This is a genomic window from Pseudomonas sp. GL_093, from assembly GCF_057837605.1.
This window is the reverse complement of record NZ_CM174448.1, coordinates 2,262,427-2,278,080: the sequence shown is the minus strand read 5'-3', so window position 1 is coordinate 2,278,080 and position 15,654 is coordinate 2,262,427. Positions and strand designations below refer to the sequence as shown.

Sequence of the window (15,654 nt, the reverse complement as noted above, 5' to 3'; positions counted from 1 at the left end):
GAGGGCATTTTCGGTTAACCAGCTCGACGCAACTTTGACGCAACTTTGAGGAGACTTTGAGGTAAAACGCCCCGACCAGCGGTAAGCCACTTACGTGCGTCTTTGCGTTCGGCCAGCACTTCAAAGAGTCGCACATGAAGACTGTGCACAAGGTCGTAGTAGGTTTGCTTCGCCTTGGACACATACCCCAGCTCATGCATTTGCGAAATCCAGGTCGGTGCCGGGTCGTCGCCGTAGCGCAAGACCGCCAACTGTTGCAGCCTTTCTCCCCGCCCATCTTGTCGAGCGATCTCGGAAAGAGCCGCACCGACTTCCTGAGCAACTGCATCAGGCCCCGCACCAGCGCCCATAATGATCCGAGATCCGGGGGTGCCGCGCGGCGCACATCCGCCCCACTCCATGATCGTTGCCATCGGGCTACCCATGCCCCCCACTTCACCATTACTCCGAAGTTGCTCGCCCCAGTGCTTCAGCAGCACTTCCATTGCCTCGATCATTGCCCTTCCCCCCGAAAAACCGAACCCAACACAGAAAACCCGCTACCCAACACAAACCCAACACAAATAAATCCCTTTAAAATCAATACTTTTATTAACTTTGAGTTGAGTGTGTTGGGTTTGTTGGGTTTTTCTGTCCTCGCATAAGAAAAAATCCTTACCGTTATCTTCAGTGCAAATAACGTCACGCATGCGCGCACGCGACGCCAAACCCAACACACCCAACACAACAGCCGGAAGCCCGCGTAAATAAAGGACTGAAACTGTGTTGGGTAGTCAAAACCAACCCGACACACACCCGACACACCCAACACACTTTTAGGCGTAGTCATGCGGCAACTGCCTTAATGTGGTCCCAGCTGTCCACATTCCACCCTGCCAGCTTCGCGTTTGCCCGCCAGTTGACCACCACCGCGCCAAGCACGGCCGACGCCAGTGATGGGGGCTGGGAAGCGTCCGGGTCAACTGGGAAGAAGAACGCACCAAACTTGCGATTATTGCCATCGGTCCAAGGTATCGATCGCGTTTTTTCCACTTCGGAATTGATGAACAGCGAGAACTTCGTCTGACTCATCACGTGTTCCTTGTTGCGCTGACACCACTCCAAGAACAACGAGTAAAGGTCAGTGGAAAGACACGGCCCCCAGAGTCCTTGACCCAGCTCGCTGTATTTCCACAGGTGCAGGAACGTCTGCCAGCCGGCGCGACTCAAGGCCACCAGCCGCTCACGGGCGTCAGTGGATGGTGGACGTGTTCGCTGATTGAAGTCGCCCAAATCAACCGACAACAGCCAGCCGTAAAGGGCTGCGACCCCACCTTGTTCCAACTCCTGGCCGATGGCTTTTTGGCGCGCCACCGGCAAAGTATCCAAGGGCCAGACAACCAGCATCCGGCGGTCGCTATCACTGATCGGCCACGGCATGATCTCGTTACTCAAGAAAACCGCGTTCATGTGGTTGGACTCCTCCCAGCCATTGATGAACTTAGATTCCATCCGTACCGTTTTGCCCGTGACCAGGTGCTTGATCTTGCCCACTTGGTTGTAGCGCTGATCGCGGCTAACCACCTCTTCGAACACGGCCCAAAGTTTCCGGCTTTGCCAGGCGTTGAAGTTGCTTTCCAACTGGGTCTGTCCGACTGTCGCGGCGTACTGGCCATACAACTTGCCCATGGTATCGGCGAAAAACAGACTCTTACCCGAGCCCTCCATGCTGGAGTGCATCAGCACAGCGGTATCCATCTTCGCGCCCAGGTGCTGCAACGGAAACGCCAGCCAGCGAGTCAACCAGAGCGCCGCATTTTCATCGTGGTTACATAGAAACGAGATCAGCCACCGTAAGTTGGCACATGCGGCATCGTCCCTGAGCGGCTCCAGCGGCAGACCATCAAAGGTATTGATGTAGACGCTCGGGTCTTTGGTCATCGTCGGGTCAAAGACAATGTGGTCAACGTCGACCACCCGCCGTTCGCTGCTGTTCAACCACAATGGGTACGTGTCACCGAGGGCCATTTTCACGGCACCCTCGGCAACACGGCGCTTCTTCTCACGATCCCAAACGTCCTTGGTGCCATCGATGTACACGTAACGCTCGGTTGGCGGCATCCCGAAGGCTCCGCCCTTCTTGCCCGCCATCCGCCGCGACTGCTCGATTTCGCGCACATGGTCATCGGATATCAGCTTGCGGTGCTCGGTATCTTCCGCCCATTGTTTCGCCAGAGGCTTGCCGACACGCGCTTCGAACGCCGACTTCTTCATCACCCGCGACTGATCGAAATCCCACACGTGAGTGGTGCCTTCCACCAGCGCATACCGCCGAAGGATCTGTTCAAGCGTCAGCACCTCCCCCGCCCCCCCGTCAGAAGCCGGAGCGGCCTCGCTGGCTTCGTCTGGCGCACAGCTCGGCTCGCTCGGGTCACCAGATGGGGTCGGGGGAAGATCACGCGGGTCCGGGCGCGAAGAATGCTGCATCCCCAACAATCGCGCGGCGTCCTTCACCGCTCGCGACTGATCGCCACCGTGTTGCAACAAGCAGAACACCTCGAACGCGTCGTTCTGGTGCCCGTTCGCGAGCGGATCAGCGCCGTGGTGCGAATAGACCTTGCCATCATCACTGACCGTCACACCCGGCAGCCCGGTGCTGCTGTGTGGATACAGCCACTTACTGCCGCGCTTGATGTAGTCGTGGGCACGCAGCAGCTCTTCAACGTCGTGACTGCGATTGAACTCGTCGATCACCGAGGGCTTACCGGCTGCCGGTGGCGCACGTTTGATGACCTTGGCCGGCGGTTTTTTCGGCTTTGGCGCCCATGGACACGCAGCCTCGGCATCTCGCTTGAAGATGTCCCAGTTGTTCCAGATGGACAGCAACTCCGGAGTCAGCATCGGCAAGCCATCACTCACACTCGGCGGTGTGCGCCAGGTGTAAGGTTTACCCGTGCCTGGGTGGATCGATGGTGGCAATACATCCTGCACCAACCCGCCGCGCAGCTCGAACACCGTGATGCGCTGGTATTCGTCCGCCTCAGCCCGCGCCTCGGCTTCACCCGCCGCATCACCGGCTTCCTTCGCGGCTTTTGCCTTGGCGGTCAGCGCCTTGTGTATCGATCCATCAGGGTCTTTCTCGTTGGGCCACGCCAGCGAATGACGGCTCAGTTCAAGACCGTCAGGGACGCGGAACATAATGCGAAAGCGCGCTGGGTTGCCCACCACCGTCGGAAACACCAACGCCATCGCATCAAGATCAATTTCCAGCTGGTCATAGAGAACATGCCGCGTCCACTGCACGTCATCGACGTCCAGGGAACAGATACGGCTGGGGCCAAGCACAACACCAAGGTTGTGCTCAGGTTTCTTTGTCCAGAACGCCGCAGCCTTCGCCGAATCGGTGAAGTACCCACCCGGCTTGTTCCAACCCATCCCCTTCGGGCCTTTCTGACCTGGCTCAATCGGAACCAGCGCCAAACCAAACGTATCAACGTAAAACTGAGCCCAATCAGCAGTAGGCAATCGGTTGTCGTGATCAGTCATCTGCGCCGCTCCCGCAACCCCTGGCAACTGACACAGGTCTGGCAACCCTGAATCGTCTGCTGTCGAAGCAACGGGATTGGCTCATCGCAGTCTTCGCAGAATTGAGCGCTGACGCGATTTGAAGGGATACGGCGACTACGGTGAAGAGCAATGTCGAGCAGATATTGAGCTTGGTCGTTAGCGCGATCGATATCGTCAGCCATTGTCCTGACCCTCCATCGCTTCCCGGGCACCAGCCATGATGCCCAGTACCGCACGGATCACATCAGCTCCGTGCTTCTCCAGCGCGAGGACCTCATGAAGCTCCCAGACGTTGTCCTTTGCAGCTTCATGCATGCTCGATACGAACTCTGCAGTCTCACCCAAAACATTTCCAACGGCCTTCAACGCTTCCGAGGTTGCTGGTACCGGCACTGGCTTGTACCAAACCACCCCGGCAGGGCGCATCAGCGCATCCAACAGCAATGGATTGGACGTCAGCCGGACAACTTCTTCCAGCTCATCCGGCGTCAGCCAGCGGCGCTCTTCGTCGAGCTTCAGTTTCTTCTGAAGCGCGTCGTTATCCATGACCATGTCGAAAGCCAGGGCTGTGATGCCACCCCGATAATCACGCCCGGCGCGGTAAAGCGCATGACGCAGAGAAAGGACCGGACCAGCGTCCGGCAAAAGATCTGTGCGACTCATAACCGTAAATCCCCTGTTTACGGTGTGGCCGTAGAGTCAAACACGCTCTATTCTACGACCACGACCGATGTGCTGTGCGAATCGTGCTGTGCAGCACGGTTCATCGTTCCAGTCGGCCCAGGGGATTCTTATGGTGAGAGGTCCTGGGCCGACGCGCTGTGTAGCGACTTGCATGTTCCTTGTGTAGCTCGTTACTTCCGGCCTGGAGTTTCTTTGGTGAGAGGTTCAGGCCGGTGTTTCATGTGGCGTTACGGTGTGTGCTGCGTATCGCCACCGCTGGGCTGGGGGATTCTTATGGTGAGAGGCCCTAGCCCGGCACCCTTTCAAGCTTTGGGCTCGATGCCCCCAGCCTCTTTAACTTCGATGTATAAGCGCTCAATCGCCTTCCCAGTTACATATCGAACATCTGCACCTTTCGCGGCCCGATTAATAGTCGGCTGCGTTGTTCCCACGCGCTCCGCAATTACCCGCTGGGATAAACCAGCTTCCAGCAACTCCGCGAGCATTTCTTGGATAGTCATCTCATTCACCGATGCGCTTTCGCATTGGACGCAACAATACACAAACGTATTGATTCATTCAATACAATTGGCGATACGTTTATGAATCAAAGGGCAAAAAAGTGATTGGTGACCGCATCACTCAACGCATGGCCGAACTGAACCTATCCGAGGGTGAGCTCGGCCGACGCTCTGGCGTTCCTCAGCCAACAATTCATAGGATCGCTACAAACGCCGTAGCCAGCCCTCGCCAAGAGAATGTTGAAAAAATTGCTAAAGCTCTAAAAGTCAGCAGTGATTGGCTATGGAAAGGAGGCATCCAAAAGGAAACAAGCCCCACCGGTCCCGACACAAATATTGAGCCCGGCCCAGCCATCAAAGGATATGTTCCACTGATTTCGTGGGTCCAAGCTGGTGCCTGGTGCGAGATATCCGATGTCCGCACCCTGGATGACGCAGAACTCTGGCTACCGTGCGCCGCCTCACATAGCCCCCAGAGTTATGCCCTCCGAGTTCGCGGCCTTTCCATGTTCAACCAACACGAACGGCGCTCATTTCGAGACGGAGATATCATCTTTGTTGATCCGGCAAAGGATGCCGAGAACGGCTCTCTTGTTATTGCCAAGCTAATGGATAGCCAAGAGGCAACATTCAAACAGCTGGTCATGGAGGGGAGCCGCCGATTCTTAAAACCGCTGAACCCAGCATGGCCAGACCCGATAATTGAATTGGACGGCGATGCAATGATCTGTGGTGTTGTCTTCTCGAAACTAGAAATTTTCTAATACATTTGACAGCGTCCAAGCCCGCACATGCGCGGGCTTTTTTGTGGCCCACAAAAAATCAATACATATTAGTATTGACTGGATCGATACGAATTTGTATCGTTTGCCTCGTACACCTCTCACCAAAGAGTACGAGACATGCAAACCACACAGCACAGCAACACCCGCAGCCCTCTCTACCTGCACCCAGCGGTCTGCAGTAGCCGCGCAGCAGTAGAAGCCATCCAGCACCGTACCGGGCTGCTGGTGATCACCACCCCCAAAGGTCGCACCGAGGCCATCCAGGCTCTCAAAACTGCCCCAGCCGATGACAGCCACTCGCCGTTCGGGGGTGATGCAGCATGACGACACTTCTGATCGGCCTTGCTGGGCGGGCTCGCTCGGGCAAAGACACTGCGGCTCAACACCTAGTTAATAATCACGGATTTCAGTGCTACGCGTTCGCTGATCCGTTGCGTGACGGCCTTATGCACATCCTCAATCTGAGCCCGTGCGACTTCGAAGGCGAGCAAAAGGAACAAGCGTTGCCATGGTTGGGACGCTCACCCCGCGAACTAATGCAGTCCCTAGGCACAGAGTGGGGCCGCGACAACGTGCACCCTGAACTGTGGCTGCTACTGGCCGCGCAGAACCTAGACCTACTGGCACGCACCCACGACACCGCACGTGGCTTCGTCGTCAGCGACGTTCGGTTCAACAACGAAGCGGACTTCATTCGTAAGCGCGGCGGCGTAGTACTTCACATGAATCGCGTGGTGGCATCACCCGTAAAACCGCACAGCAGCGAAAACGGAATCCAGATTGCTCTTGGCGACTTGCGGCTGAAAAACGATGGCTCCCTCGATGAATTGTTCACGAATGTCAACGACATCGTGGACACGCTGCACGCCCGTGCAGCAGTCGCCTGAGGACAGCGCCATGAACCGCACCCTGGACGAAACCGCCGCAGTGCTCGGCCTCAAACCTCGGAAATTCCGTGAGCAACTGCGTGCGCTTCGCGTACTGACACAAAGCGGCGACCTGGCCAGCCACCACCGTGGCGGCGGCAATCTGTTTTCAGACCCGCGCAGCGTCCAGATCGGGACCACCAACAGTTACAAGCATTACGCCGTGGTGATGGTCACCGAGGCTGGCGTGCAATGGCTGGCCAAGAAGCTGGGTATCACCATCACGCACAAGGACGCCGCCGCATGAAAACTAACTACTTCAACGCCTACACCCAAGCCCTCGGCGCCCTGAGACTGATCCCCATCTACCTGGACAGCCCGGGCGTAGTCAGCCGCGCCACACTGATCGGCGCCGCGAGTGAAGCGATTGACCTGCTGGACAGCATGCCTTGCCGCACAGTGGAACTGGCTGAAGTCTTTCGCTGTGTCAACAACGTGATTCAAGAAGGCCAAGTGGCCTATGTCACCCCGACCAACTCACCCGAGTATCCATTCGGCGCCGTTGTCGCTGATGCAAAAGGCAACGTCTGCGCCGCCGGAATGGGCAAAAGCAAAGAAAGCCTCGCTGAACTGATCCGCCTCAAGTTGGTGCCCCCTGCGGAGGGGTTCGGGGAGGTCGCTGCATGAGCAATACCCTCGACCAGCTTCGCAAGCAGTTCGCCACACCCTGCCCGTCTCTGACGGCAGTGCGGGAACAGTACTTCCCGCACATCCGCACGGACCGCTACCTGCTGAGTGAGATCAAGGCTGGCCGCATTGCTTTGGTCGTGACACATCTGCACAGGTCAGTCCGGACTAAACCGGTGGTGTACCTACACAACCTGGCCGCCTTCCTCGACGCCCAAGCGGCGCAGGAAGCAGCCTGATTCAACGGTGCCCCTGCCGTCCAGGGGCAGACAACATCCACTCAATGAGGCACAGCACATGAGCAAAGCTCGCCCCTTCATCGATACGTTACGGGACATCGAGGCCGGAGGCTTACTTGATGAACTCAGCGAAACCCAACATAGCCTGATCGATGCCATCCGCCAGACCGGCAAGGGCGGTGAACTGACCATCAAACTCACCTACAAGCCTGATGGCAGTGGCCAGATGACCATCAAGGCCGACGTTAAAGCGAAAGAACCGATCCTGTCTCGCGGCACATCACTGTTTTTCCTGACCCCTGAGGGCAACTTGACCCGCCGCGATCCACGACAACAGGACCTAGCGTTGCGCACAGTCAGCGAAGACCCAGCGCCGGAAAAACTGCGCCACGTCAGCCCGTAACACCCGAGTCGAAAACCTCTCACCACAGCATCACCCAACGGAGCACTTCCAATGCAACAAGCCATTCAACAACTGGTCACCCTCGCACAGGCGATCGGCAAACCGATTGATCATCAGGGATTAGCAGCCCCCATTTCCCTGCTACCTGACGGCGTGAGCGTCCAATCGCTTGAGCACTTGCTACCGAACCCTACCCGCACGCGCCAGAAACTCACCGTGCTCGATGCCGAGTCCTTCATTGCATACGTGAACCGCTTCGCCGATGCCGCGACTGCAGTGTTCTGCAACGGCCCCGAAGGCCGTACCTTCTTGGCAGTCATTGACTACCACCAGCCAACTGCACCCGCCTGGCGCGACCACGTGGCCACGTACCGATGCCCTACCAGCATCGAGTGGGGCCGCTGGAAAGAGAACGACCGTAAGCGCATGGATCAGGCAACGTTCGCCGAGTTCATCGAAGAGAACGTCAGGGACATCACCCAGCGCTCAAACGAAGCGAACGACCCAAGCCCTGCCGACATGCTGGAAATTAGCCGCACCTTGGAAGCCAAGAAAAACATCACCTTCCGCCAAGGCACCCGCCTCGACAACGGCCAGGTTCAACTGACCTACAACGAAGAAATCGACGGGCGTGCCGGCGAAGCAGGCCAACTGCGCATCCCTGAACAATTCTTCATCGCCGTGAAACCGTTCCTCGGCGGTGACGCTTTCTGCGTCCCTGCCCGCTTCCGCTACCGCATTCTGGAAGGCCGCCTGCAAATGTGGTTCGAACTGGTACGCCCGGACAAAGTGCTTGAAGAGGCCTACAACGCCGTTCGCCAGAAGATCCAGAGCGCAATCGGCGAAGTACCGCTGTACGAAGCCACCCTGTAACTAATCCCCAAGTAACACCCCGCCGCCAGCCTCTCACCAAAAATCCTGACGGCGGGCTTTACCGAGGTACACAGCACATGACAGCAATTCAGATTTGCGCACTGATCGTTCTGATCGTACTTGTTGGCCTTACCTATTGGGCAGGCTATCGCGGCGGCCTGAACGATGGCCGCATCGAAGGTATCGACGAAGGCAAGGCCATTCAGCAATCAGATAGTTTAGGGACGATCCAGGACCTTAAGCGATCGCTTGATCAGGCGCAGGACCACCATAAGCAACTGCACTCCCACTATGAGCGCGCATTGACCGCCTCAAAACTAGGGGAACCAGAACGCCAGACTCTGCTGGCCATCGCCGAACAACTGAGAATTGCGGCAGAGACATTCAGCGCATTCCGCACAGGCAAAAAACTCGAACGCGATTCACTCGCCCTCCGCGATCAAGCGCTCGAAATGGCCGCCCTCCTGAAGCAAGTAGCACAGGAGGCCGCATGACAGCCCTTCGCCGAACAGTCCGAATACGCAGCGGGCAAATGCCGCCTCTCGATTTACAAACCATCTGCGACCAATGCCACAAATCGCGAGCACATGGTAACCACCGAAAATGCAGCAAGCAGCGCAAGGCCGACGGCATAGAGCGGCGTGCCAAGGAGATCAACCCATGAACACCGCCTTTATCTTGATGGCCCAATACAGCGGTCGGGCAATTATCCCTCTGGATCAGGTGTGCAAGGACTACTTCACACACCTGACCACCGAGATGTTTCAGCGCAAAGTCATGGCCGGCCAAATTAAAATCCCTATCACCCGCCTAGAGCCAAGCCAGAAAAGCGCCAAGGGCATCCACATCACTGACTTGGCAGCGTACCTAGACCTGCAACGCGCAGCAGCAGTGAAGGAATGCAATCAGCTCAACGGGTTCCGCCGAGCCAGTTAACTTACTGCTTGCCCCAGGCGCCTAGCTTCACAGGCGCCTGAATGATCCTCTCTAACCACGGCCATTCGGCATAGTGGTCACCTCGCCCGCGCAGATGGGTGTATCTACGCAATGAGTTCCAATCCCGATGCCCGGAAACACTGGCCACTCGAGGGATATCCCAGTCCATCTCAAATAACCGGCTCACGCCGTCGTGCCGCAGATCGTGGAAGTGCAGATCTTCAATCATCAGAAACTTGCACGCCTTTGCCCAGGCAGTGGCGATCGATGACGAGTTGTAGGGGAAGATCTCTGCACGCTCCTTTGGCATGCTCTTCAGAATGCGCCAAGCTTCATCCGGGAGGTGACACCAAACATCGTTGCCAATCTTCTGGCCTGGGTTCTTCATATCCCGCACCATCACCCGCTGACGCTCTTCATCGACGTCCTCCCAAAGCATTCGGCCGATCTCGTCTTGCCTACGCGTGGAGAACAACGCGAAGCCGGTTACTTTGAGCATGTTGATCGAACTAGGGCGACGTTGCTGAATACCTACAAAGTGCTCCAGCACCTTATCCAGCTCGTCCTTGGTCGGCCTCCGATCCCGCTCGCGGCTTTTCATGTTGTAACCTAGCTTTCTCAACACCTTTCGAGCATCCGCCATCGCGTGGATATCGACCTCATACCCCCAAGCTGGCCGTGCAATCGATAGGACAGCCCCAAGGTGCGCCAGATCGTTGCCGGCCGTCTGCGGCTGGACACCGCCGCCCTCTTTGCTCATACGCCATAGTGCAAAATCCACCAATCGCTGACTGTTGATGGCGGAATCAACGGTCTGGCCAAACTCCGTCGCAGCGATAGCATTTAAAGTGGCTTCCTTGGTTTTACCCAACGGCCGGACTTTCTCCATTTCATCCAGGTACTGCTTGATCATGTCCTGTACGGTGACGCCCTTGCGGTTCGCCCGCTCAATCGCACCAGGCTGATCTAGCTCTGCCTCACGTCGCCGCACCCACGCTTGTGCCGCCTGTTTCCGGGCGAAGGTCTGGCTCTCTTGGTAGACTTGCGCTCCATCGCGAAACAGGCGTATCTGTGCCGTGTAACTGACTGAGCCATCGGTGCGTTTTCGTGCTCTGATCGTTGCCATAGTCGACTGGTACAATTCCGAAAGTGATTGGTACATTGTACCAGCGCCATCGAAAAAACGCCTGAAAACGCCTAAAAACACGCTATAAATACGTTGAGCCAAATGGTACCAAACACCCACTCCAGCCCAGTAAACTCAAGCCCTGCGCTATCTCGGCGGTTTTCCGTTGCGCCTATGATGGACTGGACCGATCGCCATTGCCGTTTTTTCCTGCGCCTGCTCTCCAAGCACGCGCTCCTCTACACAGAAATGGTCACCACCGGCGCGTTGCTCAACGGCGATCACGACCGCTTCCTGCGTCACAACGAAGCCGAACACCCGCTCGCCCTGCAGCTCGGCGGCAGTGTGCCGCTGGACCTGGCGATGTGCGCGCGCATGGCGCAGGAGCACGGTTACGACGAGGTGAATCTTAATGTCGGCTGCCCGAGTGATCGGGTGCAGAACAATATGATCGGTGCGTGCCTGATGGGGCATCCGCAGTTGGTGGCTGATTGTGTGAAGGCGATGCGTGATGCGGTGTCGATTCCGGTGACGGTGAAGCATCGCATCGGGATTAATGGGCGGGACAGTTACGAGGAGTTGTGTGATTTCGTCGGCACGGTTCGGGATGCCGGGTGCACGAGTTTTACGGTGCATGCGCGGATTGCGATTCTGGAGGGGTTGTCGCCGAAGGAGAACCGCGACATTCCGCCCCTGCGTTATGACGTGGCGGCGCGGTTGAAGACGGATTTTCCGGAACTGGAAATTATTCTCAACGGCGGGATCAAGACGCTGGAAGCCTGTCACGAGCATTTGCAGACGTTCGACGGCGTGATGTTGGGTCGTGAGGCCTATCACAACCCTTATGTGATGGCCGAGGTGGATCAGCAACTGTTCGGCAGCACGGCGCCGGTGATCAGCCGGGCCGAGGCGCTGGCGCAGTTGCGGCCTTATATAGCCGCGCATATCGATGCGGGCGGCTCGATGCACCACATCACTCGGCATGTGCTGGGGCTGGGCACCGGTTTTCCGGGGGCGCGCAAGTTTCGGCAGTTGTTGTCGGTGGATATACATAAGGCTAAAGAGCCTTTGGTGTTGCTGGATCAGGCGGCGGAGTTGCTTGAGGGGCGGTAACCGGAAAATCCCTAGCTACGTTAATGGAGTGTCATTGATGGCAACTGCGAGGCTAACGACGCAAGGACGAATTACCATTCCGGCGCAGATTCGCACCTCGCTCGGGTTGGCCGCAGGTGATCACGTCGAATTTGTAACGTTGCGAGACGGCAGCGTTGAATTTTTGGCCAAGACGGGCTCGGTTCATGCGCTCAAAGGTCTTATCTGCAAGCGGCAAAGGAGCTGAATCATGCCCCTAACTGAAAAAGAACTGATGGAACGGGATGCCAAACGCAATATTGGCGAAGAACTGTTGGCGTCGATTCTTGAAGTCAAAGCCGGCCTACACGGCGACGTTCACAAAGTTGAAGTAACCGAGGCTGCAGAGGCCCGAAGCAAAACCGGTCTATCGCAACCGAAGTTTGCGGAGCTGCTGGGCGTTTCCGTACGCACTCTGCAGGAGTGGGAACAAGGACGACGGTCCCCTTCTGGGGCTGCACGATCGCTCCTTCATATCGCCGCTATTCGCCCTGACGTTTTCCGAGACGTATTGGCGAACTGAAGTCATGACTGTGGACCTTCTGGGCGTTAACGGTCGCCTGGGTTGAACCTGTGGTCTGATTTGGCATCGTATTTACCGATACCGCGCCCTGCCATTCAAACAGCCGTTTTCCGGATGTTGCCGCTGGGGCCCTCGATACGTACACGCACCCTTGAGTGGCTGTCAGCGCTCGGGTAATGTCATTAGACCCATAGGACAGAGCACGCCCATGACTTCCAAGCTGGAACAACTCAAACAAATGACCACCGTAGTTGCCGACACCGGCGACTTCGAAGCTATCGCTCGCGTTAAACCCGTGGACGCTACCACCAACCCTTCCCTGCTGCTGAAAGCGGCGGCCATTCCCGGTTATGCCGAGTTGCTGAACGCTTGCGTCAGCGACTGCAAGGGCGATGTGGGCTTGGCCAGCGACCGTTTTGGCGTTGCGGTAGGGCAAGAAATTCTGAAAGTGATCCCTGGCCGTATTTCCACCGAAGTGGATGCGCGCCTGTCGTTCGACACTGACGCCGTATTGAAGCGTGCGCACCGTCTGATCGAGCTGTACGACAAGGCCGGCATTGGCCGTGACCGCGTGCTGATCAAGATCGCTTCCACCTGGGAAGGCATCCGCGCTGCCGAGAAGCTGGAAAAGGAAGGCATTCAGTGCAACCTGACTCTGCTGTTCTCCTTCGCTCAGGCTGCCGCCTGTGCTGACGCCGGAGTGTTCCTGATTTCGCCGTTCGTGGGTCGCATCTACGACTGGTACAAGAAAGCCAACGGCAACGACTACACCGGTGCGGATGATCCGGGCGTGCAGTCGGTAACGCGCATCTACAACTACTACAAGGCCAATGACTACAAGACTGTGGTCATGGGCGCGAGCTTCCGTAACCTGAATCAGATCGAGCAGTTGGCCGGTTGCGACCGTCTGACCATCAGCCCGGATCTGATCGATAAGCTGGCGGCGGACACTGGCAAGCTGGAACGCAAATTGGCGCCGGGTCAGGCCGGTGAAGCTCGTTTGAGCTTGAATGAAGCACAGTTCCGTTGGTTGTCCAACGAGGACGCGATGGCGACCGAGAAACTGGCTGAGGGTATTCGTCAGTTCGCTCGGGACCAGGAAAAACTCGAAGCATTGCTGCAAGCCAAGCTCTGATTTGATTTAGCTTGATGCAAAAAGGGCGAACCTTGGTGGGTTCGCCCTTTTTTTGCGTTGAATTTGGGTAGTGGCTTCGCGCTGAAAGATGTGGTGATTGTTATGGCGCCTTCGCGAGCAAGCTCGCTCCCACAGGGGATTTTTGGGGCAGCCGGGATGGTGTGTTCGACGCAAGACTAATGTGGGAGCGAGCCTGCTCGCGATGGGGCCTTCAGACCCACATCACTTCAAGCAATCAATGACGCTCGAGGGCGTTCACCAGATCATGGAACGCTTCACGATTGGAGTCGTTCAGCCCCATGAGGATCTTGTGCGCTTCGAGCACTTTGATCCGCACCACTTCTTCGGACTGATCCTGGTCTGGCAGGTCGGTCAGGCACTCAGGGCACGGGATCGGGCGGTCAACGATGTTGAACACTTGCTCGAAGCCCATGGACTGCAGCAGACGGGTGATGTCTTCGTGGGTGGTGACGACGGTCGGCAGCAAGCCGACCTTTTGCCGCGACAGGATCGACAGCTTGGCCAAAAGGCCAAGGGTGGTGCTGTCGATGCTGCGGGTTTCGGTCAGGTCGATCACGATCGCGTTGAAGTTCAACGCCGTGAAGATCCGCTCAATAGTCGCATCCAACGCCGAACACAGGGTCAGGCGAACTTCACCGACGAACTTCAGGACGAAGGTGCCATCCTGCTCGGCGAACTGGATTCTACCGGTACTCATTAAAGATTCCTGCTCAACACCAACAGGGCGATATCATCCGGCATCTCCCCTAGCGTGGCCAATCCAAAAACCTGCCGCAGACCATCCAGGCTGCCGCCCGCTGCCTTGACCCGTTGGGGCAAAGCCGCTTCTTTTTCTTTGAGTGTAGGTTCTGGCAAAAGGTCCAGAATGCCATCGGACATCAGCGTCAGGCTGAACGTCGGCGGCAGCTCCAGTACGTGATCTTCGTAGGTGGCTTCATTGAAGAGGCCCACCGGCAGACCACGCCCTTCCAGATAACGAACACTGTCTGGCGTGTACAACACTGGCAACGGCAAATGACCGCCGATGCTATAGGTCAACAAACCTGTCTCCTCGTCGATGACTCCACCGACCATTGTGACGTGTTTACCCAGCTTACAACTGATCAGGCCTCGGTTGATATGACCAAGGACCTCTGAAGGCTTGAATTCCGGCAATGTACCGCTGCGCTTGGATTCGAACAGCAAGCGCGTAGTCATGAACTTCAGCAGCACGGTAACGAAGGCTGAAGAGGCGCCATGACCGGAAACATCCGCCAGGTAGAAGGCTACCCGACGCTCGTCGACCCGAAAGTAGTCAACGAAATCACCCGACAGGTACAGCGACGGGATGATCTGGTGAGCAAACTGGAACTCGTTGATGGTCCAGGGACTGACCGGCAGCATGTTCATCTGCACCTGGCGACCGGCGTTCTGGTCTTCCTGGAGCAGGTTCAGGCTGGCAGCGAGCTCGCGGTTGGCCTTTTCCAGCTTCTCGCGGTAGCGCTGGTTTTCCAGCAGCAGGCGCGCACGATCCAGGGCCCGGCGCACAGAGTGCTCGAGCACAGCCAGATCTTCGAGAGGCTTGATCAGGTAGTCCGCCGCGCCCAGGCGCAGGGCCTCGACCGCGTCGTTCATCACGCCGGCGCCCGAAACCACGATCACCGGGGTTTGTGGCGACAGCTCGGTGACCTGGCGAATGAGTTCGAGTCCGCCCATCTGTGGCATGCGCAGATCGCAGATGACCAAGTCGGGCTTGTCTTGCTCGAATACCTGAAGACCCTGCTGGCCATTGCTGGCCTGCAAGACGCTGAAACCACTGTCTTCCAAATAGGCGGCGAGGCTCGCGCGCACTACTTCGTCATCATCGATTATCAGCAGCGTGGCACTGGTTTTTGGCATGTGGGCAAACGGCGCCAGAATTAGGTTGGCGTAGCAGGCAGGGGCTTTGTCCCGGCTCACACTACTGGATTCGCTTTCTAGCCTCTCTACTGCACTGTTTTCGAGCGTTTGCCCTACACACAGGTACACCAGAGGTGCCCTTCTAAGGCGCAGACGGTACTCCCATCCGCGGGGCGTTTCAAGCTCACGCCGATGGTCGCTTGACGACTTTCGATTTCAAATCACCGGGAGTTATAAGAACCGGCAAAACCGTAACGTAATGGAAGGTTAAAACCCATGCGTGAAACCGGTCTCGAAAGCCCAAACGAAAGAAGGCGGCCC

The 15,654-nt window shown here is 57.1% G+C and carries 22 protein-coding genes; 14 read left to right on the top strand and 8 right to left on the bottom strand.

The genetic code is table 11. The features are described 5' to 3' along the window. Positions 1-14 precede the first annotated feature (14 nt). The 5 genes from AC3IUE_RS10290 to AC3IUE_RS10270 all read right to left on the bottom strand — a co-directional run bounded on the left by AC3IUE_RS10290 (position 15) and on the right by AC3IUE_RS10270 (position 4,730). Complete coding sequence (locus tag AC3IUE_RS10290; protein WP_489267133.1) at positions 15-497, bottom strand: hypothetical protein; 483 nt, start codon at positions 495-497, stop codon at positions 15-17. A 328-nt stretch (positions 498-825) separates the two neighbouring features. Further along, a complete protein-coding gene (locus AC3IUE_RS10285; protein WP_489267131.1) occupies positions 826-3,525 on the bottom strand; it encodes a bifunctional DNA primase/polymerase in 2,700 nt (899 codons plus the stop codon). Next, on the bottom strand, positions 3,522-3,728 hold the full coding sequence (locus tag AC3IUE_RS10280; protein WP_290023711.1) for a TraR/DksA C4-type zinc finger protein: 207 nt from the start codon (positions 3,726-3,728) through the stop codon (positions 3,522-3,524). Before AC3IUE_RS10280 ends, AC3IUE_RS10285 begins: the two co-directional genes overlap by 4 nt. Continuing rightward, a complete protein-coding gene (locus AC3IUE_RS10275; RefSeq protein ID WP_489267128.1) occupies positions 3,721-4,209 on the bottom strand; it encodes a phage regulatory CII family protein in 489 nt (162 codons plus the stop codon). The genes AC3IUE_RS10280 and AC3IUE_RS10275 overlap by 8 nt, the downstream gene beginning before the upstream one ends. 323 nt (positions 4,210-4,532) lie before the next feature. Then, positions 4,533-4,730, bottom strand: a complete 198-nt coding sequence (locus AC3IUE_RS10270) for a helix-turn-helix domain-containing protein (RefSeq protein WP_489267126.1) — start codon at positions 4,728-4,730, stop codon at positions 4,533-4,535. Positions 4,731-4,831: 101 nt separating this feature from the next. Here AC3IUE_RS10270 and AC3IUE_RS10265 point away from each other — a divergent pair, with 101 nt between their 5' ends. From AC3IUE_RS10265 to AC3IUE_RS10220, 10 genes are all read left to right on the top strand, one after another. After that, positions 4,832-5,494, top strand: a complete 663-nt coding sequence (locus AC3IUE_RS10265; protein WP_489267124.1) for a LexA family protein — start codon at positions 4,832-4,834, stop codon at positions 5,492-5,494. A 138-nt stretch (positions 5,495-5,632) separates the two neighbouring features. Then, on the top strand, positions 5,633-5,839 hold the full coding sequence (locus tag AC3IUE_RS10260; protein WP_489267122.1) for a hypothetical protein: 207 nt from the start codon (positions 5,633-5,635) through the stop codon (positions 5,837-5,839). Further along, positions 5,836-6,402, top strand: coding sequence for a deoxynucleotide monophosphate kinase family protein (locus tag AC3IUE_RS10255; protein ID WP_489267120.1), 567 nt, complete (start codon positions 5,836-5,838; stop codon positions 6,400-6,402). The genes AC3IUE_RS10260 and AC3IUE_RS10255 overlap by 4 nt, the downstream gene beginning before the upstream one ends. 10 nt (positions 6,403-6,412) lie before the next feature. Beyond that, entirely contained in the window at positions 6,413-6,688 is a 276-nt protein-coding gene (locus AC3IUE_RS10250; protein WP_489267118.1) for a hypothetical protein, read from the top strand. Then, complete coding sequence (locus AC3IUE_RS10245) at positions 6,685-7,068, top strand: hypothetical protein (protein ID WP_145252686.1); 384 nt, start codon at positions 6,685-6,687, stop codon at positions 7,066-7,068. Before AC3IUE_RS10250 ends, AC3IUE_RS10245 begins: the two co-directional genes overlap by 4 nt. Next, the gene (locus tag AC3IUE_RS10240; RefSeq protein ID WP_489267116.1) at positions 7,065-7,307 is read left to right on the top strand and encodes a pyocin activator PrtN family protein; all 243 of its coding nucleotides are present in this window, start codon (positions 7,065-7,067) and stop codon (positions 7,305-7,307) included. Before AC3IUE_RS10245 ends, AC3IUE_RS10240 begins: the two co-directional genes overlap by 4 nt. A 58-nt stretch (positions 7,308-7,365) precedes the next feature. Beyond that, complete coding sequence (locus tag AC3IUE_RS10235) at positions 7,366-7,710, top strand: hypothetical protein (protein WP_489267114.1); 345 nt, start codon at positions 7,366-7,368, stop codon at positions 7,708-7,710. Between the two features lie 51 nt (positions 7,711-7,761). Next, entirely contained in the window at positions 7,762-8,583 is an 822-nt protein-coding gene (locus AC3IUE_RS10230) for a YfdQ family protein (protein ID WP_489267112.1), read from the top strand. A 77-nt stretch (positions 8,584-8,660) separates the two neighbouring features. After that, a complete protein-coding gene (locus AC3IUE_RS10225) occupies positions 8,661-9,077 on the top strand; it encodes a hypothetical protein (protein WP_489267110.1) in 417 nt (138 codons plus the stop codon). A 166-nt stretch (positions 9,078-9,243) separates the two neighbouring features. Beyond that, complete coding sequence (locus AC3IUE_RS10220) at positions 9,244-9,519, top strand: pyocin activator PrtN family protein (RefSeq protein WP_123584670.1); 276 nt, start codon at positions 9,244-9,246, stop codon at positions 9,517-9,519. A 1-nt stretch (position 9,520) separates the two neighbouring features. On the opposite strand, the gene AC3IUE_RS10215 is transcribed toward AC3IUE_RS10220, so the two are convergent. Further along, positions 9,521-10,645 (bottom strand): site-specific integrase, encoded by a 1,125-nt coding sequence (locus AC3IUE_RS10215; RefSeq protein WP_210688978.1) that lies wholly within the window; start codon positions 10,643-10,645, stop codon positions 9,521-9,523. A gap of 102 nt (positions 10,646-10,747) precedes the next feature. Between AC3IUE_RS10215 and dusA the strand changes: the two genes are divergently transcribed. The 4 genes from dusA (at position 10,748) to tal (ending at position 13,434) form a co-directional block, all read left to right on the top strand. Beyond that, positions 10,748-11,758 (top strand): tRNA dihydrouridine(20/20a) synthase DusA, encoded by a 1,011-nt coding sequence (gene dusA / locus AC3IUE_RS10210; RefSeq protein ID WP_080932606.1) that lies wholly within the window; start codon positions 10,748-10,750, stop codon positions 11,756-11,758. Positions 11,759-11,795: 37 nt separating this feature from the next. Beyond that, complete coding sequence (locus AC3IUE_RS10205; RefSeq protein WP_489267107.1) at positions 11,796-11,984, top strand: AbrB/MazE/SpoVT family DNA-binding domain-containing protein; 189 nt, start codon at positions 11,796-11,798, stop codon at positions 11,982-11,984. 3 nt (positions 11,985-11,987) lie between these two features. Then, positions 11,988-12,299: a helix-turn-helix domain-containing protein gene (locus AC3IUE_RS10200; protein ID WP_033061895.1), complete on the top strand. Its 312-nt coding sequence runs from the start codon at positions 11,988-11,990 to the stop codon at positions 12,297-12,299. A gap of 208 nt (positions 12,300-12,507) precedes the next feature. After that, positions 12,508-13,434 carry a transaldolase gene (gene tal, locus AC3IUE_RS10195; RefSeq protein ID WP_046047819.1) on the top strand — a complete coding sequence of 309 codons (927 nt, stop codon included), beginning with the start codon at positions 12,508-12,510 and terminating at the stop codon, positions 13,432-13,434. A gap of 235 nt (positions 13,435-13,669) precedes the next feature. Here the strand turns inward: tal and rssC are convergent, their stop codons facing one another. Together rssC and rssB are read right to left on the bottom strand one after the other, a co-directional pair. Next, positions 13,670-14,152, bottom strand: a complete 483-nt coding sequence (rssC, locus tag AC3IUE_RS10190) for an anti-sigma factor antagonist RssC (RefSeq protein ID WP_007935262.1) — start codon at positions 14,150-14,152, stop codon at positions 13,670-13,672. Then, positions 14,152-15,333 carry a two-component system response regulator RssB gene (gene rssB, locus AC3IUE_RS10185; RefSeq protein WP_309675646.1) on the bottom strand — a complete coding sequence of 394 codons (1,182 nt, stop codon included), beginning with the start codon at positions 15,331-15,333 and terminating at the stop codon, positions 14,152-14,154. Before rssB ends, rssC begins: the two co-directional genes overlap by 1 nt. Between the last annotated feature and the right edge of the window lie 321 nt (positions 15,334-15,654).

Coding starts and splice junctions, on each gene's coding strand:
- rssB (WP_309675646.1), bottom strand. CDS start 15,333: ATGCCAAAAACCAGTGCCACGCTGCTGATAATCGATGATGACGAAGTA.
- AC3IUE_RS10250 (WP_489267118.1), top strand. CDS start 6,413: ATGAACCGCACCCTGGACGAAACCGCCGCAGTGCTCGGCCTCAAACCT.
- AC3IUE_RS10220 (WP_123584670.1), top strand. CDS start 9,244: ATGAACACCGCCTTTATCTTGATGGCCCAATACAGCGGTCGGGCAATT.
- AC3IUE_RS10290 (WP_489267133.1), bottom strand. CDS start 497: ATGATCGAGGCAATGGAAGTGCTGCTGAAGCACTGGGGCGAGCAACTT.
- rssC (WP_007935262.1), bottom strand. CDS start 14,152: ATGAGTACCGGTAGAATCCAGTTCGCCGAGCAGGATGGCACCTTCGTC.
- AC3IUE_RS10230 (WP_489267112.1), top strand. CDS start 7,762: ATGCAACAAGCCATTCAACAACTGGTCACCCTCGCACAGGCGATCGGC.
- AC3IUE_RS10280 (WP_290023711.1), bottom strand. CDS start 3,728: ATGGCTGACGATATCGATCGCGCTAACGACCAAGCTCAATATCTGCTC.
- AC3IUE_RS10215 (WP_210688978.1), bottom strand. CDS start 10,645: ATGGCAACGATCAGAGCACGAAAACGCACCGATGGCTCAGTCAGTTAC.
- AC3IUE_RS10240 (WP_489267116.1), top strand. CDS start 7,065: ATGAGCAATACCCTCGACCAGCTTCGCAAGCAGTTCGCCACACCCTGC.
- AC3IUE_RS10200 (WP_033061895.1), top strand. CDS start 11,988: ATGCCCCTAACTGAAAAAGAACTGATGGAACGGGATGCCAAACGCAAT.
- AC3IUE_RS10255 (WP_489267120.1), top strand. CDS start 5,836: ATGACGACACTTCTGATCGGCCTTGCTGGGCGGGCTCGCTCGGGCAAA.
- AC3IUE_RS10225 (WP_489267110.1), top strand. CDS start 8,661: ATGACAGCAATTCAGATTTGCGCACTGATCGTTCTGATCGTACTTGTT.
- AC3IUE_RS10275 (WP_489267128.1), bottom strand. CDS start 4,209: ATGAGTCGCACAGATCTTTTGCCGGACGCTGGTCCGGTCCTTTCTCTG.
- AC3IUE_RS10245 (WP_145252686.1), top strand. CDS start 6,685: ATGAAAACTAACTACTTCAACGCCTACACCCAAGCCCTCGGCGCCCTG.
- dusA (WP_080932606.1), top strand. CDS start 10,748: ATGGTACCAAACACCCACTCCAGCCCAGTAAACTCAAGCCCTGCGCTA.
- tal (WP_046047819.1), top strand. CDS start 12,508: ATGACTTCCAAGCTGGAACAACTCAAACAAATGACCACCGTAGTTGCC.
- AC3IUE_RS10285 (WP_489267131.1), bottom strand. CDS start 3,525: ATGACTGATCACGACAACCGATTGCCTACTGCTGATTGGGCTCAGTTT.
- AC3IUE_RS10235 (WP_489267114.1), top strand. CDS start 7,366: ATGAGCAAAGCTCGCCCCTTCATCGATACGTTACGGGACATCGAGGCC.
- AC3IUE_RS10270 (WP_489267126.1), bottom strand. CDS start 4,730: ATGACTATCCAAGAAATGCTCGCGGAGTTGCTGGAAGCTGGTTTATCC.
- AC3IUE_RS10260 (WP_489267122.1), top strand. CDS start 5,633: ATGCAAACCACACAGCACAGCAACACCCGCAGCCCTCTCTACCTGCAC.
- AC3IUE_RS10205 (WP_489267107.1), top strand. CDS start 11,796: ATGGCAACTGCGAGGCTAACGACGCAAGGACGAATTACCATTCCGGCG.